Origin of the sequence: Noviluteimonas lactosilytica (assembly GCF_020866925.1) — a bacterium.
Classification (GTDB): domain Bacteria; phylum Pseudomonadota; class Gammaproteobacteria; order Xanthomonadales; family Xanthomonadaceae; genus Noviluteimonas; species Noviluteimonas lactosilytica.
Map to the genome: position 1 here is coordinate 59,102 of NZ_JAJGAK010000001.1, position 23,906 is coordinate 83,007.

The 23,906-nt window shown below is 68.0% G+C and carries 26 protein-coding genes; 8 read left to right on the forward strand and 18 right to left on the reverse strand.

The window, feature by feature from the left end:
* Window positions 1-115 precede the first annotated feature (115 nt).
* Window positions 116-571, forward strand: a complete 456-nt coding sequence (locus tag LK996_RS00280) for a c-type cytochrome (RefSeq protein ID WP_230526797.1) — start codon at window positions 116-118, stop codon at window positions 569-571.
* Window positions 572-579: 8 nt separating this feature from the next.
* Window positions 580-1,023, forward strand: coding sequence for a c-type cytochrome (locus tag LK996_RS00285; protein WP_230525178.1), 444 nt, complete (start codon window positions 580-582; stop codon window positions 1,021-1,023).
* An 82-nt stretch (window positions 1,024-1,105) separates the two neighbouring features.
* Here the strand turns inward: LK996_RS00285 and LK996_RS00290 are convergent, their stop codons facing one another.
* On the reverse strand, window positions 1,106-2,821 hold the full coding sequence (locus tag LK996_RS00290) for a hypothetical protein (RefSeq protein WP_230525179.1): 1,716 nt from the start codon (window positions 2,819-2,821) through the stop codon (window positions 1,106-1,108).
* A 27-nt stretch (window positions 2,822-2,848) separates the two neighbouring features.
* Window positions 2,849-3,442 carry an NfuA family Fe-S biogenesis protein gene (locus tag LK996_RS00295; RefSeq protein ID WP_230525180.1) on the reverse strand — a complete coding sequence of 198 codons (594 nt, stop codon included), beginning with the start codon at window positions 3,440-3,442 and terminating at the stop codon, window positions 2,849-2,851.
* 105 nt (window positions 3,443-3,547) lie between these two features.
* Between LK996_RS00295 and LK996_RS00300 the strand changes: the two genes are divergently transcribed.
* Entirely contained in the window at window positions 3,548-3,901 is a 354-nt protein-coding gene (locus LK996_RS00300; protein ID WP_230525181.1) for a 4a-hydroxytetrahydrobiopterin dehydratase, read from the forward strand.
* A 31-nt stretch (window positions 3,902-3,932) separates the two neighbouring features.
* Here LK996_RS00300 and LK996_RS00305 read toward each other — a convergent pair whose 3' ends face one another.
* Entirely contained in the window at window positions 3,933-4,898 is a 966-nt protein-coding gene (locus tag LK996_RS00305; protein ID WP_230525182.1) for an RluA family pseudouridine synthase, read from the reverse strand.
* Window positions 4,899-5,336: 438 nt separating this feature from the next.
* On the opposite strand from LK996_RS00305, the gene rne reads away from it, so the two are divergent.
* The gene (gene rne, locus LK996_RS00310) at window positions 5,337-8,426 is read left to right on the forward strand and encodes a ribonuclease E (RefSeq protein ID WP_230525183.1); all 3,090 of its coding nucleotides are present in this window, start codon (window positions 5,337-5,339) and stop codon (window positions 8,424-8,426) included.
* Between the two features lie 27 nt (window positions 8,427-8,453).
* On the opposite strand, the gene LK996_RS00315 is transcribed toward rne, so the two are convergent.
* From LK996_RS00315 to LK996_RS00380, 14 genes are all read right to left on the reverse strand, one after another.
* Window positions 8,454-9,104: a response regulator gene (locus LK996_RS00315; RefSeq protein WP_230525184.1), complete on the reverse strand. Its 651-nt coding sequence runs from the start codon at window positions 9,102-9,104 to the stop codon at window positions 8,454-8,456.
* 62 nt (window positions 9,105-9,166) lie between these two features.
* Complete coding sequence (locus tag LK996_RS00320) at window positions 9,167-10,075, reverse strand: CPBP family intramembrane glutamic endopeptidase (RefSeq protein ID WP_230525185.1); 909 nt, start codon at window positions 10,073-10,075, stop codon at window positions 9,167-9,169.
* A gap of 56 nt (window positions 10,076-10,131) precedes the next feature.
* Window positions 10,132-10,344 carry a dodecin gene (locus tag LK996_RS00325; RefSeq protein WP_230525186.1) on the reverse strand — a complete coding sequence of 71 codons (213 nt, stop codon included), beginning with the start codon at window positions 10,342-10,344 and terminating at the stop codon, window positions 10,132-10,134.
* A gap of 63 nt (window positions 10,345-10,407) precedes the next feature.
* Window positions 10,408-11,571: a hypothetical protein gene (locus LK996_RS00330; protein ID WP_230525187.1), complete on the reverse strand. Its 1,164-nt coding sequence runs from the start codon at window positions 11,569-11,571 to the stop codon at window positions 10,408-10,410.
* Between the two features lie 10 nt (window positions 11,572-11,581).
* Entirely contained in the window at window positions 11,582-12,556 is a 975-nt protein-coding gene (locus LK996_RS00335; RefSeq protein WP_230525188.1) for an HAD family hydrolase, read from the reverse strand.
* Between the two features lie 13 nt (window positions 12,557-12,569).
* Window positions 12,570-13,109, reverse strand: coding sequence for a hypothetical protein (locus LK996_RS00340; protein WP_230525189.1), 540 nt, complete (start codon window positions 13,107-13,109; stop codon window positions 12,570-12,572).
* Window positions 13,106-13,876, reverse strand: a complete 771-nt coding sequence (locus LK996_RS00345; protein ID WP_230525190.1) for a DUF2092 domain-containing protein — start codon at window positions 13,874-13,876, stop codon at window positions 13,106-13,108. The genes LK996_RS00340 and LK996_RS00345 overlap by 4 nt, the downstream gene beginning before the upstream one ends.
* Before the next feature lie 14 nt (window positions 13,877-13,890).
* A complete protein-coding gene (locus LK996_RS00350; RefSeq protein ID WP_230525191.1) occupies window positions 13,891-14,310 on the reverse strand; it encodes a YidH family protein in 420 nt (139 codons plus the stop codon).
* The gene (locus LK996_RS00355) at window positions 14,307-14,675 is read right to left on the reverse strand and encodes a DUF1622 domain-containing protein (protein WP_230525192.1); all 369 of its coding nucleotides are present in this window, start codon (window positions 14,673-14,675) and stop codon (window positions 14,307-14,309) included. The genes LK996_RS00350 and LK996_RS00355 overlap by 4 nt, the downstream gene beginning before the upstream one ends.
* 10 nt (window positions 14,676-14,685) lie before the next feature.
* On the reverse strand, window positions 14,686-15,639 hold the full coding sequence (locus tag LK996_RS00360; RefSeq protein ID WP_230525193.1) for a formylglycine-generating enzyme family protein: 954 nt from the start codon (window positions 15,637-15,639) through the stop codon (window positions 14,686-14,688).
* A complete protein-coding gene (locus tag LK996_RS00365; protein WP_230525194.1) occupies window positions 15,636-16,184 on the reverse strand; it encodes a DUF4136 domain-containing protein in 549 nt (182 codons plus the stop codon). The genes LK996_RS00360 and LK996_RS00365 overlap by 4 nt, the downstream gene beginning before the upstream one ends.
* 43 nt (window positions 16,185-16,227) lie before the next feature.
* Window positions 16,228-16,695, reverse strand: coding sequence for a DUF202 domain-containing protein (locus LK996_RS00370; RefSeq protein ID WP_230525195.1), 468 nt, complete (start codon window positions 16,693-16,695; stop codon window positions 16,228-16,230).
* Window positions 16,696-16,777: 82 nt separating this feature from the next.
* Window positions 16,778-17,191: a response regulator gene (locus LK996_RS00375; RefSeq protein WP_230525196.1), complete on the reverse strand. Its 414-nt coding sequence runs from the start codon at window positions 17,189-17,191 to the stop codon at window positions 16,778-16,780.
* Between the two features lie 94 nt (window positions 17,192-17,285).
* Entirely contained in the window at window positions 17,286-17,972 is a 687-nt protein-coding gene (locus LK996_RS00380; RefSeq protein WP_230525197.1) for a response regulator transcription factor, read from the reverse strand.
* 219 nt (window positions 17,973-18,191) lie between these two features.
* Here LK996_RS00380 and LK996_RS00385 point away from each other — a divergent pair, with 219 nt between their 5' ends.
* The 4 genes from LK996_RS00385 to LK996_RS00400 all read left to right on the forward strand — a co-directional run bounded on the left by LK996_RS00385 (window position 18,192) and on the right by LK996_RS00400 (window position 22,868).
* Complete coding sequence (locus tag LK996_RS00385) at window positions 18,192-19,787, forward strand: sensor histidine kinase (protein ID WP_230525198.1); 1,596 nt, start codon at window positions 18,192-18,194, stop codon at window positions 19,785-19,787.
* 69 nt (window positions 19,788-19,856) lie between these two features.
* Window positions 19,857-20,798, forward strand: coding sequence for a SphA family protein (locus LK996_RS00390; RefSeq protein ID WP_230525199.1), 942 nt, complete (start codon window positions 19,857-19,859; stop codon window positions 20,796-20,798).
* 27 nt (window positions 20,799-20,825) lie between these two features.
* Window positions 20,826-21,542, forward strand: coding sequence for an aquaporin Z (gene aqpZ / locus LK996_RS00395; protein ID WP_230525200.1), 717 nt, complete (start codon window positions 20,826-20,828; stop codon window positions 21,540-21,542).
* Window positions 21,543-21,560: 18 nt separating this feature from the next.
* The gene (locus LK996_RS00400) at window positions 21,561-22,868 is read left to right on the forward strand and encodes a tyrosine/phenylalanine carboxypeptidase domain-containing protein (RefSeq protein ID WP_230525201.1); all 1,308 of its coding nucleotides are present in this window, start codon (window positions 21,561-21,563) and stop codon (window positions 22,866-22,868) included.
* 166 nt (window positions 22,869-23,034) lie between these two features.
* Here the strand turns inward: LK996_RS00400 and LK996_RS00405 are convergent, their stop codons facing one another.
* Window positions 23,035-23,901, reverse strand: a complete 867-nt coding sequence (locus tag LK996_RS00405; RefSeq protein ID WP_230525202.1) for a bile acid:sodium symporter family protein — start codon at window positions 23,899-23,901, stop codon at window positions 23,035-23,037.
* Between the last annotated feature and the right edge of the window lie 5 nt (window positions 23,902-23,906).

The following is a 23,906-nucleotide window of genomic DNA, read 5'->3' on the forward strand; positions in this document are numbered from 1 at the left end:
ACGCGTTTGCAGGTTCCATTCACGTGCAAGCTATACTTCGCCGCTTGCAAGACGCGGACATGACGAACGCGTCGCGCAACATTCGAACACATTTCCTTTGCGGACTAACTCAATGATGCGACCGCTGACGATCGCTGCCGGCCTGCTGCTGGCGCCCATGCTCCTCGCCCACGCGCAGCAGCCCGCCGCGCCCGCCACCGCCAAGCCGGCAGTTGCGACCACCGCCGCTGCGCCTGCCGCCGCTTCCACGGCCGCTGCGCCCGCCGCATCGACGACTGCCGCCACTCCCGCCGTTGCCGCGCCCGTCGCGCTGAAGGGGAATCCGGAAAACGGCCACCAGCTCGCCTTCACCTGCCGCGGTTGCCATGGCGTCGAGGGTTACAAGAACGCGTACCCGAGCTATCACGTGCCGCGCATCGGCGGCCAGTCGGAGCAGTACCTGACCAACGCGCTCACCGAATATCGCGAAGGCAAGCGCAAGCACCCGACGATGCAGGCGCAGGCGCAGAGTTTCTCCGCGCAGGACATCGCCGATCTCGCCGCCTATCTCTCGACCGTGACCGCGAAGTGAGCCGACCCATGACGATCAAGAAGCCCGCGCTCGCCATCGCGCTGCTCACCCTCGCCCTTACCGCCTGCTCGGGCGCGGAAGCCCCGACGGCCGAAGCCGAAGGCGGCGCCGAAGCCCACGAAGCGGTGAAGTCTTCGTCGGCCGGCCTGCCCGGTGGCGACATCGAAGCCGGCAAGACACTCGCGGCCAGCAAGAATGCGACCACCGGCCAGGCGTGCGTGGATTGCCACGGCGCCGACGGCAACGCGCCGATCGATCCGAGCTATCCGAAGATCGGCGGTCAGTACGCCGACTACCTCGAACACGCGCTGCTGGCCTACCGCAAGGGCGATCGCCAGCATCCGCTGATGGCGTCGCAGGCGAAGGACCTCACCGACCAGCAGATCGCCGACCTCGGCGCGTACTTCCAGTCGGTGCCGGGCCAGTTGGCCGACCTGCACGAAATGGAATAAGGCTTCACCGCCTCGCTTCAACGACGACGGCCCGCGCAAGCGGGCCGTTTTCGTTTGCGACGTCGCACGCGGCGTTCGCGAATCAGAGCCCGGGCGGCTGCGCGCGCGTCGACGCGTTCGGCGGCGGCGTGCGGATGCTGCCGTTGTCTTCCTGCAACCACGGCTTGAACGGAATGTCCGGCGAGGGCCGCGCACTGGCGGGCTGGTTGTTGATGTCCGGATCGGTCAAGCCACACCCGCCACCGAACTGCAGGATCGACACCACGCACGAAAGTTTCTTGTTGGTGCCGGGGATCGGGATCGCGATCGACTTGATGCCCTTGCGCACCCATTCCTGCAGCAGCGTTTCGTGCGGACGCCAGTACTTGTCGAACGTCGTCGGCTTGTAATCCAGCGGCGGCCGCTTGAGCCACTGGCCCGCGCGATCGAGGTCGGCGATGTGCGCCTCGACCGTGCCCGGCGCGTTCTGTCCCGGCGTCGGCGGCTCGCCGATGTTCGGACGCCCTTGCTCGTCGAAGATGCCGGGCCTGGCGCTCGCGCCCGGCGCTCCGCCGGGGCGATTGCGCGTGCCGACACCGAAGTCGTCGCCGCGCTCCGGCGACGGCCACGCGCCGGGCGGCGCGCCCGGTGCGTGCCCCGCGCCCGGTTGCGCCGCGGGCGACGTGCCCGCGCCCGGCGCTTGCTGCCCGCCCGGCTGTGCACTGGTCGCTGCGGTCGATGTGCCCGGCGCGGTGGACGGTGTGGTCGACGTGGAGTCGCCCGGTGCCGCGGCGGTCGGTGTCGTGCCGCGCGAAGGCATCGGGATCGCGCGTTCTTCGCCGCGCAACGCGGGCACGCTGATTTCCTGCGCGCGCGTGGGCGCGCTGATCGTCGGCAATGCCTGCGTGAGTCGCGCCGATTCCTCGCCGCGAACGACCGGCGCGACGCGAATGCGCTCCACGTCGACGCGCGGTGCATCGAGCGTTTCGCGTTGCAGGCGTTCGACGCGCGTGCGTTCGGTGGGCTGGCGCAACTCGGGCACGACGAGGTTCGGCTGCGGCACGTTCACTTCGCGCGGGCGCGGCGGCGGCAGCACGAACGTGGTGTCGGGCTCCGGCACCTGCGTGACCTGCAACGGTTGCGGGGCAGGCGGAACTTCGATCGGCGTCGGCTCCGGCTCCGGCGGTTGCGGCTCCGCGGGCGGTTGCGCAGCGACCGGTTGTTCCGGTTCCGGTTGCACTTGCTCGGGTTGCGGCGCGGGCGGTTGCGGTTGCGGCTCCACCTGTGTAGGCGTCGGCGATGCAGCGGGTGCAGCCGGCGCCGCGGCCGTTTGCTCGGGCTCCGGTTGCGGACCCTGGGGGGCGCCGCCGCCGGTGTCTTCAGGCGTGCCCGTGCCGATGAACTCGACTTGCACGACCGTGTCGCCCTCGCCCGCCGGCGGCGGCGGAATGCGCACCCACGCGAGCCACGTCAGCAGGATCGCGAAGAACAGGTGCATCGCCGCACTGAAGGACGCGGCGAAAATGCGCACGCCACGTTCTTCCTTCCCGGGCGGATGCCATTGCTGGCGCCACAGCGTCGCGAACGCCTGCCAGCGATTGAGATTGGCGACGCGCGTCGGTGGCGCGCTCAGCGGACGCAGGACGAGTTCGGCGATGACGTCCTGCGGCATCGCACCGCTGACGCCGCGTGGCGTCGCCTGCATCGTGTCGAACCACGCCTGCCAACCCGGCGGGAACGTGCCGGGCGCTTGCGGTCGAATGGATTTCAGCCGGCGCCGCAGCCCGAGGGCTTCGATGATGTCGGCGGCGGAGAACACGCTGGGAGGCCGTGCTCGCCGGGACCGTCAGGCTGCGTCGCGCGGGATGTAGGGCGCCGAGCCGGTCGCATGGTCGGTCGCGTCGCGCACCGCGGTGACGCCGGGGACGCGCGTCATCAGCGTCGACTCGATGCCCTGCTTCAGCGTGACGTCCGCCATGCCGCAACCGTGGCAACCGCCGCCGAACCTCAGCAGCACGACGCCATCGGCCGACACCTCCTGCACCGACACATGCCCGCGATGTTGCGCGAGTTGCGGATTGATCTCCTGTTCGACCACCCAGCGCACGCGCTCGACGAGCGATGCGGTCTCCGCCGGCGCCTCGCCCTTGATCTTCGGCGCGCGGATCTGCAGTTGGCCGCCGGTAGGCGACTGCACGTAATCGATCTCTGCAGCGTCGAGGTAAGGCGCGCTGGCCGGATCGATCCAAAGGGTGAAGCCTTCGCAATCGACCGCCCATTCGTCGCCGGTGAGATCGGCCGGTTCGGCGAACTCCAGGCGCACGTCGGCGCGCGGCGTGCCAGCATGCACGGCGGAAAGGCGGACGCCGAGGCCCGGCAGGGCTTCGCGTTCGATCAGGCGGGCGAAATGCGCCTGCGCGGATTCGGAGAGTTGGATCATGCGGCTATTCTAGCCACCCATTGCGTGGTCGCAGTCAGCGGGTCCACCCTGCGACCACGCCCGATGTGTTCTGGTTCAGCGCGCACGCCGCGGAGTGAAGCCCCCATGTCCGACCTGATCGCCCTCGCCGACGCCCACTGCATCCCGCGCCGCGGCACCGAGCACAAGCTCAACGAAGCCCGCGTGCGCGAACTCCTGCCGGAAGTGCCGGGCTGGGAGCTGGCCGAGGACGGCCACGCGCTGGTGAAGACCTACAAGTTCAAGGATTACTGGCGGACCATCGCATTCGTGAACGCGCTGGCCTGGATCGCCAATCGCGAAGACCACCACCCGGACCTCGGCGTGCATTACGACCGCTGCGTCGTGCGCTTCTCGACCCACGATGTCGGCGGCCTGAGCGAGAACGACTTCATCCTCGCGGCGAAGGCCGAACGCCTCGCGGCCGACGCACCGGCGTAACGCGATCAGGCGATCAGGCGAACCTGCTCGATCAGGCCAGTCGATCCAGCACGTCCACCAGCTCGGGCGCCAGCGGCGCGTTGAGCAGGTACGGCGCACGCCCGCCGTCGAGCGCGAATTCCAGCGTCGATGCATGCAGGAACATGCGCTTGAGTCCCGCCTGTTCGCGCAGCCGCTTGTTCGCGGCCGCATCGCCGTACTTGTCGTCGCCGGCGACCGGATGGCCGATGTGCTGCGCGTGCACGCGGATCTGGTGCGTGCGGCCGGTTTCGATGCGCACTTCGCAATACGACTGGCCGCCGCGGCGTTCGAGCGCCTTGAAGTGGCTGAGCGACGCCTTGCCTTCGGGACTCACTTGCACGTGGCGTTCGCCGCCCTGGCGCAGGCCGATGTGCAGCGGCGCGTCGACCGACATCGTGCCGCTCGGCATGCGGCCGATCAGCAAGGCGAGATAGCGCTTGGCGATGCCGCCGTCCTCGCGCATCAGCGCCTGCAGTTCGGTGAGCGCCGAGCGCTTCTTCGCGAGCACGAGCAGGCCCGAGGTGTCGCGATCGAGGCGATGCACGAGTTCGAGCGAGTCCTTCGGGCGCAACGCGCGCAGGGTTTCGATCACGCCGAAGCTGATGCCGCTGCCGCCGTGGCTGGCGACGCCCGACGGCTTGTTGATCGCGAGCAGGCGCGCATCCTCGAACACGATGCTCGCCTCCATCGCTTCGAGCAGTCCGCGCGCCGGCGTACCCTTCTCGCCCGGCTCGTCCAGGCGAACCGGCGGGATGCGGACCTCGTCGCCGGCCTCGAGCTTGCGCTCGGCCCTCGCGCGGCCGCCGTTCACGCGAACCTGCCCGGAGCGCACGAGCTTGTAGACCAGCGAGCGCGGGGCGCCCTTGAGCTGGCCCAGGAGGAAGTTGTCGAGCCGCTGGCCCTCGCGGTCTTCGGGCACCTTCACGGTGCGCGCGGGGGCCGAGGGACGGCTCGGGGTGGGTTCGGTGGGGTCCATCGTCGGGCTTTGACCTGCTACACTCGCCGCGCGAAGTAAGGGTTTGATTTCGCAGGGAGATTGCGCCACGGACCGCGAACCTCGCGTTCCCGCGCTTATCGGGCCGAAAGCCCGCCTTCCGCGATCCCCGACACAGTGCGCGACCACCGCCCCCGGGGCGGCCATGTTAGCGGCTCGTCGGCAAGCCCGGCCATCGCCCGGTGCGTCAGACATCGGCGCTGAACACGACCCGCGCGACGCGAAGCTCCCCCAGCCCAGCGGCCGCCGGCCCCGAAAATTGGATAAGCAACACAAGCGCTCCCGCGGTTAGCCGTGGTGTCGTAGCGCTGGCATACATCGAAGCGCGACGCGCTGCGCAAGGCGCAAGCGGCGCGCGAAGCGGTATCCAGAGGCGAACGCCCCGGCGTTCCGCGTGCGAGAGCGCGCGAGGAACGCACAATGAAGCGAATGCTGATCAACGCGACGCAGGCGGAAGAACTGCGCGTCGCAATCGTCGACGGCCAGACGCTGTACGACATCGACATCGAACAGCCGTCGAAGGAACAGAAGAAGTCGAATATCTACAAGGGCCGCATCACGCGACTCGAGCCCTCCCTGGAAGCCGCCTTCGTCGAATACGGTGGCGAGCGCCACGGCTTCCTCCCGCTGAAGGAAATCTCCCGCGACTACTTCCAGGCCGGCGTCGACCCGAACAAGGCGTCGCTGCGCGAGCTGTTGAAGGAAGGCCAGGAGATCGTCGTCCAGGTCGACAAGGAAGAACGCGGCAACAAGGGCGCGGCGCTGACGACGTTCATCTCGCTCGCCGGTCGCTACATGGTCCTGATGCCCAACTCGCCGACCGCGGGCGGCGTCTCGCGCCGCATCGAAGGCGACGACCGCGCCGCCCTCAAGGAGGCGATGGACAAGCTGCAGATCCCCGACGACATGGGCGTCATCATCCGCACCGCCGGCGTGGGTCGCGACGCGGAAGAACTGCAGTGGGACCTCGATTACCTGCTGCAGGTGTGGAAGGCGATCGCCGAGGCCGCGCTGAGCAAGCCGAGCCCGTTCCTGATCTACCAGGAATCGCGCCTGATCATCCGCGCGCTGCGCGACTACATGCGCGCCGACATCGGCGAAATCCTCGTCGACACCGACGAGATGTTCACCGAGGCCCGCGAGTTCGTGCAGCAGGTGATGCCGCACAACCTGCGCAAGCTCAAGCACTACACGGACGACACCCCGCTCTTCAACCGCTTCCAGATCGAATCGCAGATCGAGAACGCGTACGAGCGCACGGTGCGCCTGCCCTCCGGCGGCGCGCTGGTGATCGACCAGACCGAGGCGCTGACCGCGGTCGACGTCAACTCCGCGCGCGCCACCAAGGGCGGCGACATCGAAGAGACCGCGTTCCAGACAAACCTGGAAGCGGCCGAGGAAGTCGCGCGCCAGCTGCGCCTGCGCGACCTCGGCGGCCTGGTGGTGATCGACTTCATCGACATGTCGTCGAACAAGCACCAGCGCGAAGTCGAGAACCGCCTGCAGCATTCGCTCAAGTACGACCGCGCGCGCGTGCAGCTCGGCCGCATCTCGCGCTTCGGCCTGCTCGAGATGTCGCGCCAGCGCCTGCGTCCGAGCCTCGGCGAATCCAGCCAGCTCGTGTGCCCGCGCTGCGACGGCCATGGCCGCATGCGCAGCGTCGAGTCGCTGTCGCTGTCGATCCTGCGCGTGGCCGAAGAGCACGCGATGAAGGAAAACACCGGACAGGTGCTGGTGCAGGCGCCGACCGAGATCGCGAACTACCTGCTCAACGAAAAGCGCCGCGCGCTCGGCGAGATCGAGCAGCGCCACGACGCCCCGATCGTCATCGTCGCCGACGACCAGCTCGAGACGCCGCACTACGAAGTCACGCGCATCCGCGAGAACGAACTCAGCGAAGAAACCAGCAAGCCGAGCTACCAGCGCGGCACGCCGCGCAAGCTCGCGACGCACGCGCTGACCAAGGCGCACCTCAACATCCCGAACCTGCCCGCGGTCACCAACGTGCGTCCGGCGCAGCCGGCGCCGATTCGCGAAGAAGTGCGCGAAGAACCGAAGGCCGCGCCTGCTCCGGCACCCGTGGCGGCCGTCGCGCCCGTCGCGGCGAGCGGCGGCTTCTCCGGTTGGCTGAAGCGCCTGTTCGGCGCGCCGGCTCCGGTTGCAGCGCCGACGCCGACTGCGCGTCCCCAGGACGGTCGTCGCGACCAGCGCGATGGTCGTCGTGACCAGCGCGACCAGCGTGGTCGCCAGCAGCAAGGCCAGGGTCGCCGCGACGAACAGCGTCGCGATCGTGGCCAGCAGCAACAGCAGAAAGGCCAGGGCCAGCAGCAGCAACAGCAGAAGCAGGCCCAGCCGCAGCAGCAGAAGGGCCAGCAGCAGAAGGGCCAGCAACAGCAGAAGCAGCCGAAGCCCGAGCTGACCGAAGCGCAGCGCGAACAGCAGCGCCTCGAACAGCAGCAGCGCGCCGAGCAGCAGCGTGCCGAACAGCTGCGCCGCAACGAAGAGAAGCGCCAGCGCCAGCAAGCGGAAGCCGAAGCCAAGGCCGCGGCCGAGGCGAAGTCCGCCGCGACGAATGCCGCATCCGTCAACGCCGACACGGCGAACACGTCGCCGACCGCCGCTGGACCTGTCGCCGCTGCACCTGTCATCGCCGCGACTGTCGTCGCTGCCGCACCTGCGGCCGACGCCGCTATCGCAGTGTCCGACGCTGCGCAGGCGGCGGACGCCACGCAGCAGGCCGTCGCCGGTGACGCCACCGATGCAACGCACGCCGATGCAACGCACGCCGATGCGGGCGAAGGCGGCGGTCGCCGTCGTCGCGGCCGCCGCGGTGGTCGCCGTCGTCGACGTGGCCAGGGCGGCGCCGAGGGCGAAGTCGTCGGCGAAGCGCTCGAGCACGGCGACGAACACGACGAAGCCGAAGCCGGCGACGTCGTCGCGCAGCATCGCTCGCAGCCGGAGTTCGACTTCGACGACGAAGTCGCACCCGCCGCGTCGTCGCAGCCCGTCGCGTCGCAGCCCGTCGCGTCGCAGCCCGTCGCGTCGCAGCCGGTTGTCTCCGAACCCGCCCCGATGCAGCCGGCGGAAGCCGCCGCCGCGCCGCAGCAGGCCGCCGCGCACGACGCCGCCTTCGCCGAAACGCCAGCCGAGCACGATGTCGAGCGCACGCCGCAAGGCATGGACGCGAGCGTCGAATCCACGGCGAGCAGCTACGACCGCGTCGCCGCGACCTCGCCGGGCGCATGGACCGACACGCCGGTCGCGAACGAACCGGTGAGCGCGAGCGCGCCCATCGACGTCGAAGCCGAAGTCGAATCCGAAGCCCCCGACGCGATCGAACTCGCGCCCGTCGCGCGTGAAGTCGCCCGCAACGACACGGCCGCGGAGCCGGAAGCAGAAGCGGATCGCAGGCCTGCGTCGCCCGGCCTGTTCGACGCGATGCCGCCCGCCGACCCCGCGGCCGCCGCCGCCGACGCGGCCGAAGACGCGACGCACCAACGCAACGCGTAAGCGTCGCCCCGCCCTCCGGCGTTCGCCCTACCAGGCGAGCGCCGGATCGGCCACGCCGTAGCGGCTCGCCATCCGCGCGAGCGCGATCGGATCGTGGATCCCGAGTTTGTCGAACAAGCGCGTCTTGTGCGTGTTGATCGTCTTCGCGCTCAGGCTCAGGCGTCGCGCGATGTCTTCCTGACGCAACCCTTGCGTGAGCAGCAGCGCGACTTCGAGTTCGCGTGGCGACAACGTGTCGAACGGCGAAGCGTCGCCCCCGTCGATCCCCGCCAGCGCGATCTGCTGCGCGATGCCTGTCCCGAGATACCGCTTGCCGCGGGCGGCGTCATGCAACGCGCGCACCAACTCCGTCGCATCGTGGCTCTTGCCGACGTACGCCGACGCACCCGCTTCCATCGCGCGGCGCGGCAACGGCCCTTCGTGCGAGGCCGACACCACCACGACGCGCGTGCCGTAATTGCCGCGCACCACGCGCTCCGTCACCTCCAGCCCGCTGATGCCGGGCAGGTGCACGTCGCACACCAGCACGTCGGGCCGCAACTTGCGCAGTTGCGGTAACGCGTCCTCGCCGCACGCGGCGTGCCCGACGACGTCGATGTCCGACTGGCCGTCGAGGATCACGCACAAACCGGTTCGCACCATCACGTGGTCGTCGACCACGAACACCTGGATCGCCATGCCTTGGTCTCCCTTTCGGACCAAGCCTATGGCGATTGCCTCAGGACGACGTGCGACCGAGGTCAGCTTTCACTTGTTGGCGCGGTCGCCGATGACGTAGCGATATTTCCCTTGTTGCGCGTACTGCGCCACACGAGCAACGCGAACACGAGGTTCACCGACGCCAGCGCGAAGCCCGTTTCGCCGGTCGCATACGCGGTGGCCGTGCCCGCGGGCGTGGTGTTCATGTCGAACAACGGATACAGCAGCGCGTTGTGCACCGAATGCACGACCACCGCGGGCCACACGCTGCGCGAACGCCAGCGCAGCCACGCGCACACGAAGCCCACCGGCAAGATGCCGAGCATGAAGACCAGCCACGCGTACCACGTCGGCAGTTCGCCGAAGCCGAACGCGGTGAGCAACGGCAGGTGCCAGAGACCCCACACGAGGCTGCTGGCGATGCCACCGAACAGCAGCCCGCGGCGCTGCGACAACGCCGGCGACAACAGGCCGCGCCAACCGATCTCTTCGCCGAGCGAACGTCCGATCTCGACGAGCACGCCGACGGTGAGCGTCGTGAGCACGCCGGCGGCGATCGCACCGGCGCCGGTGAGCGACCACTTCTTTTCCGAATCCGCGACGAACGCGGACGCATCGAAGGTACCGATCTGCAAGCCCCAGATCAGCGCATACGCGATGACCAGGTACGCGAGCGGATACAGGTAGGCCAAGCCCAGCCACTTCGCGCGCGGCAGTCGAAACCCGAGTGCGCCGAACGACGTGCGTGTCGTCGCGCACGCGATCAGCGCCGCAAGACCCGGACACCACATGATCGCGGTGACGAACCACTCGCGCGCCTTCGGCACGGGGATCGCCCACGCGCCCGAACCCCAGGCCCACGCGAGCATCCACAACGGCACCGACAACACGAGCAACCAGACGAAGAACGCCGCGAGCGTGCCGCGGCCGAACGAACGATCGACGTGCATCCCCTGCCCCCGGCAAGCCTCGATGGAACGAGTCTATCCGGTCGCAGGCGGGTGGATCAGTCGTCGTCGAGCGTGAATCCTGCCTTGATCGTCACCTGCCAATGCGCGACGCGCCCGTCCTCGACATGGCCCCGCGTCGAGACGACTTCGAACCACTTGATGTTGCGCACGGTCTTGCTCGCGCGCTCGATCGCGTTGCGCACCGCTTCGTCGGTGCCGTTCTTCGAGGAACCGGTCAGCTCGACCGCCTTGTAGACATGGTTGGACATGCGTGTCTCCGGGGAAGTGGCAAACAACGGAACGTGGCGCCGCCAACGCGACGGCCACCGGCGTCAGGCCAGCACGCCGAGCAGGCGCTGGAGCAGCTCGTCGATGGAGATCGCGTGCAGCAGCGCCGGCAGGAACGGCAAGGCCGCGAGGAACGCCGCCGCCAGGAGCGTCATCCGGTTCACCGGCACGACCGACATCGAACGCGCGGTGCCGTACATCGCGGTGAAGTCGGCGATCGCCGAAGGATTGGGGCTTTCGAGCAGCGATTCCCCGCCCTCCTTCGACGTCGGGCGCCAGCGTTCGTCGAACGCGGTCGCCGCGCGCTGGCCGAGCGCGCCGAGATCCAGCAACCCGCGCCGCCGGATCGACGCCATGCGCGGCAACATGCACAGCAGCGGCGCGAAGATGAGCAGTGTGCTGCCGACGATGTAACCGATCAGTTCCCACTGCACCTGCTGCAGCTGTCCGTTCGCATACACCATGCGCACGAGCACGTCGCCGCTGACCAGGCACCCGCCGGTGAAGGACATCACCGCGAAGCGCGCCTGCGTCGGCGACAGGAAGCCCAACCCGCCCGCGCCGTCCGGATGCGCCGCATGCAGCGACAAGTGCAGGCGCGAGAGCCGCCACAACACGTACGCCCACAGCAGGAAGCGCCAGATCCAGATCAGCCCGACGAAGCGGAACACCGGCGCGGCCACCCACGCGAACCACGCCCCTGCCTTCGACAACGTGCCGTCCGCATCCAGCGCCCAGTGCGAGAGGCCTTCGACGTGCGAGAAGTGCGCGTTGGTCCAGAACGCCGAACCGACCGCGATCAGCGCGCACAGCACTTCCGGCACGCTGGAATCGCGCAGCGCCCGCGCGCGATGCACGATCGCTTCGAACCGCGCATGTTCGATCTCCGGCACGAGCCCCGAACGTCCGACGTAACGCATGGCGCCGCGCAGCACATCGTCGCTCGGCGCCGCGGCGAACACGAGGATCGGTATCGCGACCAGCAACCGCGCGAGCACCGCGTAATCGCCGAGCAACGCGATGCCTCCCTGCCCCGGCAACAACATGCGTTCGCCCATCGCGAAGAACGCGAGCGGCACGAAGGCGACGGCGACCAGCAACACCGCGACCAGCGGCGCGGTCGGCACCCCGGGCCGGATCACGCCCAGCCCGTGCATCACCCGATACACCGGTCCGCCGCGCATCAGCGAGAAGCTGTCGGAGATCACGGCGCACCCCCTAGTTGGAATCGGGGTAGATCGTCTCCCAATCGCGCTTCATGTCGATCAGCACCCACTTGCGCTTCGGTGCTTCATCCAGCCCGCGCGCGAGTTGGCCGACGTGCGACTTGCGGTCGTAGGCGAACTCGCGCTCGGCGTCCGTGTGGTGCACCAGCGCGCCGAAGCGCGGACCCGGGCCGGTGGTCGTCCATTCGAGCATCTCGAAGTCGCCATCCGAATTGCCGAACGCCATCACCGGCCGCCGTCCGAGGAAACGCTGGATGCCGACCGGTTTGCCCGCGTGGTCGTCGACCAGTTCGGGTTGTTCGGTCTTGAGGATCGAAGGCCGGTCGCCCGCCTGGTACTTCAACCCCGCGTAGCTGCCGATCACCTGCTGCGGCGGAATGCCGTAGGCGGCCTCGCACCACGCGCGCAGGAATTCCTGGCCGCCGCCCGACACGATCCACGTGCCGTAACCGTTCGCGCGCAGGTACTGCATCAACTCCTGCATCGGCTTGAACACCATCGCGTCGTAACGGCGCTTGGTCACCGGGTGGCGCGCATCGGCCATCCAGTCGCGCACGATCGCCGTGAACTCCTCGGTGGTCATGCCCGCATGCGTGGCGGCCAGGATCGGCAACAGGCCCTTCTCGCCCGAGGCTTCGAGCGACTTGATGTCGTTGTCGAGCACCCACTTGAACGGTTCCGTCGTCTTCCACTCCGGATGCTGCGGCGCGAGCGCACGCACGCGATCGAGCGCGAACAGGAACTGGAAGTACAGCGGCTGCTCGGACCACAGCGTGCCGTCGTTGTCGAACACCGCGATGCGATCCGCCGGCGCGATGAAATCGGGCGACCCCGGCTTCGTCGTGCGTTCGACGAATTCGACGATCGCCTGCTTCGTCGGTCCGTCGCGCCACGAAGGCAAGGCGGCATTCGACGTCTGCGCTTCGGCCGGCGCCGACAACGCCATGGCGAGGAACATGGTGATCATGGCGCGCATCTCGTTACGGAGGACTGACGACGACGTACTGCACCGACGATCCGGCGTACTGCGGCTCGTACCAGGTCGAACCGCATTGCTGGTACGCGATACCGTTGACGACCGTCGTCACGCAACCCGACGGGACCGAATAGACGATCGACCCGATCGCCGCCGCGGTCACCGCGGCAGCCGTCCCGACCGCGGCCGCGGCCGCCCAGGGATGGTCGATGTCGTTGTCCCAGCCGTTGTCGACGTCGATGTTCACGTCGCGATCGACGTTGACGTTGGTGTTGCGATTGACGTCGGTGTTGCGGTCGACGTTGGTGTTCGTGGTGCGCTGGTTGGCGTGGTTCGCGTTGGTCGGACGATTGACCGGCGCGCCGCTCGCGCGGGTACCGGCATGCGCACCCGCGGCCGCGTGTCCGCCACCGGCATGCACGCTCGAACGCGCCGCGGCGCCGCCGCCGCCGCGCCCGCGCGGCAGCGCGCTCGCATCGAAGGCCACCATGCTGAAGCAACCGGCGCACGCCGCCACGATCGCGATGGAAAGCTTGCCGTTCATTGCCCACCCTCCTGCGACGCGGAGATGACGACCGTGGGGAAGAACGCGATTTCGTAATCGTCGTCCCCCGGTTTGAACGCGAACGCATCGGCGCTCACCGTTTCGCCTTTCGACCAGTCGAGTTGCGCGGTGTACTCGGGCCGCTCGGGCGTGCTCGTGTCGGCGATGACGAGCTTGCGCGGCAATGCCTCGCCATCGAGCCACACCTGCCAGTCGGTGTCGCCCTGGCGGTACGCGAAGTGCGCGACGGGGTCGCCGTCGATGCGACCGCGGCCGATGTACGTCGCACGCGTGATCTCCGATGCCGGCGCGGCGTCGGTGCCCCACAGGAACAGATCGGCCAGCGGCATTTCGACGCCGTATTCGTTCTGCGCCTTGTCGACCAGGCCGCGCAGCGTGGCGGGCGCCGGCAACGTCGCGTAGAACCCGGTGGTCGGCGCATAGATCGTCAGCGTCTTGCCGTCGTAATAGAACTCGCGCTCGCGGCGGTCGGACACGAGCGAAGCGTGCAGTTTGTTCGGCGGAATGACCTGGTAGTCGACCTGGCCGCTGAACTCGACCTTCTCGGCGTCCTCCAGCACGAGTTCGGCGGTCGATTCGGCATGCACCGAGAACGGCCCCAGCGCGCGGAGCGCCTTGCCCATGCGATCGAGCGCTTCCATCGCCTTCGGATCGACCGCGGGCGGATCGGTGGCCGCGTCCTGCGCGAACGCGGAACCGGCCATCGCAAGCGCGACGGCAATCAGCAATGGGGAAATGCGAAACATGCGACCTCCTTGCGTCAGGCGCGGAAGAGCCACACGGCGGTGATGCCGCCGATCAGCAGGAACAACAGGGTGAGCGTGGTGATCGCGCGATCCATCGGCCGGAAGGACGCGGCCTTGATGTCGTGGTTCACCCGCTTGTAGCGATACAACGACCACACCGCGAGCGCGATGCCGAGGATGACCATGCCGGTGCCGACGTTGCCGGTGTCGCGCAGCATCGGTCCTGCGGCGCCGACCTTCATCGCGTCGTTCTGCACCAGGAACTCGGAGAAGCGATTCAGCGTGATGCCGAAGCCGATCAGCGACACGCACGTGCGCAGGTAGGCCAGGTGCGTGCGTTCGTTCGCCAGGTGCGAGCGCAGGTCGGCCAGGCCGGTGCGCGACTGCGAGAGTTCGTTGGAAGTCGGCGTGGTGCCCGTGGGCGTGGTGTTCATCGCGTCGCCTCCACTTCCGCGGGCGTCGTCGCTTCGCGCGCGGCGTTCTCGAGGTCGCGCTCGAGGAAGTAGTTGAGGAAGGTCCGGATCAGCGCGATCGCGCCGAGCATGCCGATGTCGTCCCACGTGGGCGCGATCGCGGTGCGCACGATGTCCGCCGCGAGCATGAACTCCAGGCCCAGCAGCAGCCATCGCGCCAGGCCCAGCCACGCGGCGCGACGTGTCCCTTGCGAGGCATCGTGGCGGAACAGCGGAATGAGGATCTTCGCGAGCGCTTCCAGTGCGCCGATCGCGATCATCAGGACGGAGATCGCCTCCAGCGCGAGCGCGATGTGCTGGCTGACTTCGCGGAAGATCGCTTCCATGCCGGTCGCCTCACATGCGCCGCACGCAACGGAAGCCGAGGTGCGAGGTCGACGTGTCGACCGGTTGCGCCATGCGCGCGGCAGGTCGATAGCGACGGCAGTAGTTCGGCGCGCACAGGTGCGAGCCGCCCTTCATCACCCGGCGCGGAATGCGCAACTGCGGTTGCGCGGGGTCGAAGCTCGCGTCCATCGGCCCGCCGCGCGGGTTCTCCGGGATGCAGCAGGCCTTCTGTGCGTCGGCCGGATGCCGTGCGCGATACCAGTCGGCCGTCCACTCCCACACGTTGCCGATCATGTCGGCCAGGCCGAATGCGTTCGCCGGATACGAACCGACCGGCGAGGTGCCGATGTAACCGTCCTGCGCGAGGTTCTGCCAAGGGAACTCGCCCTGCCAGGTGTTCGCGCGATGCAGGCCGTCGGGCGCGAGTTCGTCGCCCCATGCGTATTCGGTGTCGTCGAGGCCGCCACGCGCCGCGAGTTCCCATTCGGCTTCGCTCGGCAACGCCTTGCCGACCCACGCGGCATATGCTTCGGCGTCGCGTGCGGCGACATGCACGACCGGATGATCGTCCTTGCCTTCGATCGAACTGTGCGGCCCCTGCGGGTGCCGCCAGTCCGCGCCGGCGAGGAACTGCCACCACTGGTAATGATCGCGCAGGTCCACGCGCTGCGGCGGCGGCACGAACACCACCGACGCGGGCACGAGCATCTCCGGCAACGCACCCGGATAGTCGTCCGCATTCGGCGCGATCTCGGCGAACGTGACGTGCCCCGTCGCTTCGACGAAGGCCGCGAACTGCGCGTTCGTCACCGGCGTCGCGTCGATCCAGAACCCGTCGACGCTCACGCGATGCGCGGGCGCCTCTTCCGGATAGTGATGGTCCGAACCCATCCGGAACGTGCGGCCTTCGATCCAGGCCATGCCCGCCGGCGCATCGCGCGCGGTGTCGTATTGCGCGCTCATTGCGGCTTCGCCACCGAGCCCGGCGGGAACGCGGACAACATCTTGTCGAGCGCGGCTTCGACCGCCGCCTGGTTCTTCTCCGGCGAATCGGAGACCGTGCCGCTCGCCGTGCCGCGCCAGATCGCGCGCTTCGTGGAGGCATCGAACATGTCGAGCACGAGCGTGCCGACCGTGTAGGTGCGCACGCGCGTCGTCGAACTTCCCATGCCGCCGTAGCCCCAGCCTGGCCCCCAACCCCACCCGCCGTAGGCGCCGCCCGTGTACATCGTGTCGAGCGTCTGCTGCTCGCTCGTGGCGACGTTGGCGACGAGCGCGATGTCGCCGCTGCCTTCCTGTCGCGTCATGCCCCTTGCGGCAAGGCGCCGGTCGACGCCGGCGACGATGCGCTGCTGCGCGAGCGGATTGGTGGTGTTGGGTTCCTGCGCCCAGTAGTAGGTGCGATAACGCGAGAAGTCGGCGGAAGGATCGTGGTCGGTGGTGACGTCCGGCGTCGATGCGCAACCTGCGAGCAATGCAACCGCGAACGCTGAGAACAAGGCTTTCATGGCGTTTCCCTCTTCGGGTGGGCCCCCGATCGTGCGGACATGCTTACGAGAACAACGGGATGTTGAAGACCATGCTGATGATCGCCATCAGGCCGATCAGCAACAGGGCGAGCGCACACAGCAGGACGAGCGAAACCGGGTACGCGCTTTCGCCGTGGATGAGGCCGTCGGCGACCATGCGCTTGCGCTCGTTGCGCAGGCCGACCATGTAGCGGACGTGGTAGATGATCCCGAGCACGAGCAGGAGCACACCTACCGTCACCAGCGCGATGCCGAAGTTGCGCGGAGCCTGCGCGGCCAGGTTGACGTGCGGGATCTTCACCCAGTTGCTGAAGACCTGGTAGATCGTGAAGCCGAAACTGATCAGCGACAGCGCCGTGCGGATGATCGACATCAGCGTGCGGTCGGCGCTCATGCGCGTGCGCTGGAAGCTCATCCCCGTGCGGCGCATGCTCAGTTCGACCGAGATGTCGTCGTCGGTCTTGAAACGCTCGCGGTCGATGGGGCTCATGCAGGCAGCTTCCGGTCGCGGTCAATCGCGCACAACGGGGATAACACGGTCGCCCGGCTCAGTATTTCTACTGGCCGCCCGGCTATTTGCGGACCTTCTCGCGCGTGATCGACGCCGACGCGTACCAGCGTCCGGCCAGCACCGCATCGAGCGCGGCGGGCAAGGCGTCGCCCGCATCGGCCTTGAGCACATACGCGGTGCGCGGCAGGGCGCGCGCGCGCGCGACCAGGCTCGGCTCGTCGTGCACGGTGATGAAGACCACGCGCAAGTCGGGATACGTGCGCAGGGCCTGTTCGGCGGCGGCGAGGCCGTCGATGCCGGGCATCGAGATGTCGGTGACGAGTACATCGGGCGCGAGCGACTCCAGGGCGGAGAGGATCGATTCGCCGTCGGTCACCAGGCCCACCACCACGTAGTCCTGCGCGAGCAACAGGCGCAGCTGCCGGGCCATGACCGGGCTGTCTTCCGCGAGCAGCAGGCGGGGCTTGCGTTCCATCGCGACAGCGTGGCGCTCGCGGGGCGCCGCGCCTATTGTGAAAACGACTGAACCGGGGAGAGTAAAACTACGCAGCGCGGCCCAGTAGACACACTTACGGCGGGCTGTCGATCGCGATCAACCCCGCATGCGCGGCCTTGCGCACGAGTTCCACCGTGCTGTGCACGCCGAACTCCTGCATGATCGCGTACTTGTGCGACTCGACCGTGCGCACCGACAGGCCGAGTTCGAACGCGATCTGCTTCGAACGCAACCCCTGCGCGACACGCGTGAGGATTTCGCGCTGCTTCTGGGTCAGTGCCGTTTCCTGCGCGCCGCGTCCGGAGGATGTCATGCCATGTGCGCGATGCGCACTGGCGCGGATCGTGCGTGCGGCCAGCGTGGGCGTCACGTAGGTGCGCCCTGCGAGCACTTCGAAGATCGCGCGCACCAGTTCCTCACCGGCCGATGCCTTGAGCACATAGCCGCTCGCGCCGGCCTCGATCGCTTCCGCCGCGAGTTCCGGATCGGCATGCATCGTGAGGAACACGAACGGCGTGTCGAAGCCGAGCCCTCGCAACGCACGCATCGCATCGAGTCCGCTCATGCCCGCCATGCTGATGTCGGACACGACGACGTCGGGCGCATCGCGTTGCACCGCGGCCACGAGCGATTCACCGTCGTTGACGAGCTGGATGTTGCAGAAACACTCCAGCAGCAGCATCTCGACGCCCTGCGCAACCAGCACATGATCGTCGGCCAACAGCACGCGTGCACGCGCACTGGAAATTCCGGTGTCCATTGCGGTGTCCCCTCTCGTTGGTTCCACCCGGGCCTGCACGGTGAGGTTCGTGTGAAGGGTGTTCATCCCGCGTGACGGACGAGTGACCGTGTGGGTGACTGCATCGCTCTGCGTGAATGCATTCACATGTTTGAATGCCGCGCGTCGGCACGTGACCTGACGCCGTTGCTCAGCACGTCCTTGCGGGAGTACACGCAATCCTTTCGGCGCAGACGACCCATGGAACAGGAATCCTCGCGCGTGGGCTGGATCGTACCCGTGGCAGTCGCCGCGGCGGCCGCGTTCGGTCAGTGGATGACGATGCAACCGGCCACCTCGGAGTTCCTGGCGCAAGCCGTGTGGATTCCCGGCGCGGTGTTGATGTGCGGTTTGCTGGCGACGAGCACCTCGCGCTGGCCGATCGTGTTCGCGGCCGCGTTCGCCGGCAGCGCACTCGCGTGCGTGGAAATGGGCCGCGAGTTGTTGCCGCATTGCGTCGTGTTGCTCGGCGAGTTCGCGCTGGTCGCCGCGACGACGTGGTTCCTGCAACCCGCGCGCGACGGCCGCTTCGGTGCGACGCAGGGCTGCGATCCCGCGCGTTTCCTGCTGCTCGCGGGCATCGTGTTGCCCGTCGTCGGCGCGTTGTGGTCCCACGCAGCGGCAACGCAGATGGGCATGGCCGTTTCCGAGTTGAGCGATGGCGACGGCGACGACATGCTCTCGCGCAGCGTGGCGTATCTCATCCTCGTGCCCGCCTTCACCGGCGCGATGCGGCTCGCGCACGACGAATCGGACGACGCTCTGCCTTCGCGTCCGCTGCGACCTGCGTTCGTCGCCGCCGGTGCGGTCGCCATCGTGCTGCTGTGGCTTTCGCCGCTCGGTCGCGGCGAAGCCTATCCGATCCTGCTGCTCGCACCGGTCATGCTGCTGCTGTGGGCCGACCATGCGCTCGGCACCGCGTGGACGCGCTTGGCCTGGCTCCCGGTGTGGATGGCGTGCCTGCTGATGACGTCGCTCGGTCTCGGCCCCCTGGTCCACGACGACCCGCAGGGCACGTTGATGCACCTGCAATGGTGGTCGGTCGGCAACAGCGTCGTGCTGCTGCTGCTCACCGCGTTGCGCGACCTGCGCGGAGAGTCTTCCGAAGCGCTGCGCGATTCCGGCGAACGGCTGAGCCAGCTCGCGCGCCGCGCGATGACCATGCAGGAAAACGAACGCAGCCGCATCGCGCGCGACCTGCACGACGACGTCAACCAGTCGCTCGCCTCGATCTCGATCGAACTGAGCAGCCTCAAGCGTGTCTCCGGCGAAGAAGGCCGCGGTCGTATCGAAGGGCTGCAGGATCGTTTGCTCGGCGTGTCCGACGACATCCGCCGCCTGTCGCACGAACTGCATCCGAGCATGCTGCGCTACACCAGCCTGGCCGCGTCGCTGGAAGGCCTGTGCGCGAGCCATTCGCGCGACGACCTGCACGTGCATTGCGAAACGGAAGAAACGTTCGACCTGAGCGAGCCGCAGAAGCTCGACCTGTTCCGCATCGCGCAGGAAGCGCTGCACAACGTCGAGAAGCATGCCCACGCACGCCACGTGTGCATCGAACTGCGCCGGGACGACGACGGCATGGGCCTGCTGCGCATCCAGGACGACGGCCGCGGCCTGCCCGCCGATCGCGCCGCCGCGCCGCGCAAAGGGCTCGGCATGATCAGCATGGCTGAACGCGCCCGTTCGCTGCGCGGCCGGCTGGCGATCGAACCCGGCCCGAAAGGCGGCACGCGGGTCGACGTGCGCTTCCCCGTGCCCGTGCCTTCGGTAGAAGTACTGAGGTCGATTCCGTAGAAGTCGGGCTGCGACACGGCGCGCCAATCCACGACGATGGCACCCGTCCCGACGTCGACCGGAGCCATCATGCAGCCGACCGCGCGTTGCTTCCCCCTCAGCGCCGCGCTCGTGCTCGCAGTCGCCTGTGTTCCCGCACACGCCACGGAGGGAGGCCTGGGCCGGCCGATCACCGGGCTGCAAGGGACGTCGTATGCAGGCGTGGTTCCGCCGACGCCGGGATTCAACCTTGTCGTCGGATACGCGTATTACTCCGGCGACATCGGTGCGCAGCGTGAAACGCCGATCGGCATCGGTACCGCCATCGGCCTTTCCGCGCAGTTCGACCTGCTGAACTTCACCGGGCTCTACGTGTGGCCGACGGGCGAAGGCCGCTGGAACTACGCGAGCGCAGCCTCGTTGCCCTTCGCGAAGGTCGACGTCGAGGCCGACCTGCGCCTCGGCCGCTTCGGCCTGTCCACGAGCGACGAGGAGTCGGGCCTGTACGACATGACGTTCGTGCCCGTCATCGCCAGCCGCCATTTCACCCAGGCGAAGCACATGTCCCTGGCGCTCTACATCTACGCGCCCACCGGCCAGTACGACCCCGCGCGGCTGGCCAACGTCAGCCTCAACAACTGGACGTTTTCGCCGACGGTCGGTTACACGCAGCTCGGCCAGGGCGGCACACTCGAGTTCAGCGCCGTGGCCGCGGTGGACTTCTACACGGAGAACGACGCGACCGATTACCAGAATGGCGCGGTTTTCCGGGTTGATGCGTTGTTGATCAAGAGGACCCCGAAGGGTTGGGGCTTCGGTGCCGCGGGCGGGTGGATCGAGCAACTCGAAGACGACACCGGCCCGACCGCGGATCGCTTGAACGGCTTCAGGGGCCAGGCGTTGTCGATCGGTCCGATCGTCACCTACAAGACGGGCAAGGTCGAGTTCTCCGCGCGCTGGCTGCACGAGTTCGATGTCGAGAATCGGTTGGAAGGCAATCCCGTGATGCTCACTGGCACCGTCACCTTCTGAAAGACGCATCCAAAAGGAACCAGGCCCATGCTCAAGCCATTGCTCGCTGAAACGATCGGTACGTTCTGGCTCGTCCTCGGTGGTTGCGGCAGCGCGGTGCTCGCCGCGAACTTCGGCGGGGAAGGCAATCCGCTCGGCATCGGCCTCGTCGGCGTGTCGCTCGCCTTCGGTCTCACCGTCGTGACCGGTGCGTACGCACTCGGGCATATCTCGGGAGGCCACTTCAATCCCGCGGTCAGCGCCGGCCTCTGGGCCGGAGGCCGATTCCCCGGAAGCCAGCTCATCCCGTACTGGGTGGCGCAGACGCTCGGCGCGGTGCTCGCGGGCTTCGTGCTGTGGCAGATCATGCACGGGCGCGCGGATGTCGTGGTCGATCCGACATCGGCCGGTGCATTCGCGACGAACGGGTTCGGTGCGATGTCGCCGGGCGGCTACTCGATGATGGCGGCGTTGCTTTGCGAACTGGTCATGACCGGCATGTTCCTCGTCGTGATCATGGGCGCGACCGACAAGCGCGCACCGGCGGGTTTCGCACCGCTCGCGATCGGCCTCGCGCTCACGCTGATCCACCTGATCAGCATCCCGGTCACCAACACGTCGGTGAATCCCGCGCGTTCGACCGGCGTTGCGTTGTTCACCGGCGGCGCGCCGCTCGCGCAGCTGTGGTTCTTCTGGGTGGTGCCGATCATCGGCGGCGTCATCGGCGGTGCGCTGTATCGCTGGCTGATGCACCAGGATCGCTGATGCGACGAGCATGATGCGATGAACGCCAACCCCGTCGCCGCCGATCCCGCGCTCGAACACCTGTTCGAGATCGATGCGCGCATCGCGAAACTGGGCGGCAAGATCCGCGTGCTCGACGCGATCGGCTGGCCGGCGGAGATGGAGGAACGCTTTCTCGCCGGCTGGCGCGCGGGCAAGCCCGAGCTCCCGCAACCGACGACGCAACCGCAGTCGCTCGACGCCGAAGTCGCCGAACTCGAAGCGTTGATGGCGTCGATCGACCGCGGCCATCCCATCGGCCACTGGTTGTGGAAGACCGCGTGGAGTTACCGCGTCGCCGCGCAGATGCTGCGCGGGATCGGCACGCCGGAATTCACGAAGTGCTCCGCCCTGCTCTACGGACGGCCCGACACGATCTACAAGTCGCAGGATCTCACCGCGGCCGACGCCGCCGCGGACATGCTCGCGAGCACCGACCAGCTGATCGATGCGCGCCTGCTGCCGGAAATCCCGTGCGACATCCCCGCGGCCGACTTCGCCGAACTGCTGCGCGCGCGCATCGATCCGTTCTTCACCGACGACAAGGTCGACGTCGTGCTCAACGCCGACCTCGCATCGAAGGCCGCCGCCGGCAGCAAGAAGATCACCCTGCGCGCGACGGCGATGTTCTCGCACCTCGACCTCGAGCAACTCGTGCAACACGAGGCCTTCATCCACACGGCGACGCTGCTCAACGGCAAGCACCAACCCTATCTGCGCTCGCTCGGCGTGGGCGCGCCGCGCACGACGCGCACGCAGGAAGGCCTGGCGACGTACTCGGAGATCATCACCGGCGCGATCGACCTCAATCGCCTGCGCCGCGTCGCGCTGCGCGTGGTGCGGGTGAAGGACGCGCTGGAAGGCGCCGATTTCATCGACGTGTTCAAGGCCTTCCTCGCCGCGGGCCAGACCGAAGTCGAAAGCTATCGCAGCGCCGCGCGCGTGTTCCGCGGCGGCGACGTGCGCGGGGGCGTGTGCTTCACCAAGGACGGCGCCTATCTCGAAGGCGTCATCCAGGTGCACCTGTTCATCTGCAAGGCACTGCACGACGGGCGCGCCGACGTATTGCGCATGCTGTTCTGCGGACGCGTGACGACGGCCGACGCCATCACGCTCACCCCGTTCCGCGATAGTGGCCTGATCGCCCCGGCCCGCTATGTTCCGCCGTGGGCCCGCGCGCCCGAGCGCGTGCTGGCGACCGTCGCATTCGCGGCGGCGACGAAGCGCTACAAGCTGGACACGTTCGAGTTCGATCGCTTCGTCGAGTATGAGGACGAGCGGATCGCTGAGTCGGGGATTGCCTGCTGAAAGAAAAAGAAGCGGGAATGGGGAATAGGGAATGGGGAAACGAGGCGACGATGCGCAGATGATTGCGTCGGTCGAAGCCCGCTTTCGCAAAAGACGATCTTCGACACGCGCGCGTTCAGCCGCAGCGCAGCGCCCTCTCCCTATTCCCCATTCCCTATTCCCGCTCCTAGGTCTTCGGCGCCGCCGCCGGCGCTTCGCACCGATGCATGTACATCACGTAAGGCAACCCCATCAGCGCCGACACCAGCACGTACAACAGGATCGTGCCTGCGAAATGCTGGTCCGGGAAGTTCGCGGATGCCATCGTCAATGCGATCGCGGGGTGGCGGCACGAACTCGCGAGGGCCAGGCCGATCGAATGTCCGCGGTCCGGCCGGCCCAGCAGGTGGCCGACGGCCATGCCGATCCCCACGAACACCACGATCGCGAGGATCGTGCCGTCGCCGATCGCATCCCAGATCCCGCGCCATGCAGCGGCGAGCAGCACGATCACGGCGAGCGGCAACAGGATCTTCGCGATCCGGCCCACCATCGGCGCGATGTGGTCCGCGAAGCGCGGCATCCTGCGCCGGATCAGCACGCCGACGACGAGCGGCAGCACGGCCATCACCAACACGATCTTCGCCACGGCGGAGACGGACAAGTTGAACTGGCGTTCGAACACCACGCTCAGGATCGCCGCGGACACCGGCACCGCGACGATCGCGACCAGCGACAACGTCAGCAGCAGCGACACCATGTACGCGTGTTCGCCGCCGGCGCGGTCGGACTTGGTCGGCAGCAACGGCGGGATCGGCGAAAACGCGAGCGCCACCAGGGCGAGTTCGGCCGTCCGGCGGAACTCGAACAGCGATTCCATCGCCAGCGCGACCGCGGGCATGATCAGCATCACCGACACGATCGACCTCACCAGCAGGCCAGGCCGACGCCACAGGTACAGCAGGTCGTTGCGGCTCGCGTGCAGGCCGAAGCCGAGCACCGTGCAGACGATGCTCAGCTGGCAGGCCAGGATGACGATCGATTTCGGATCCACCGCGG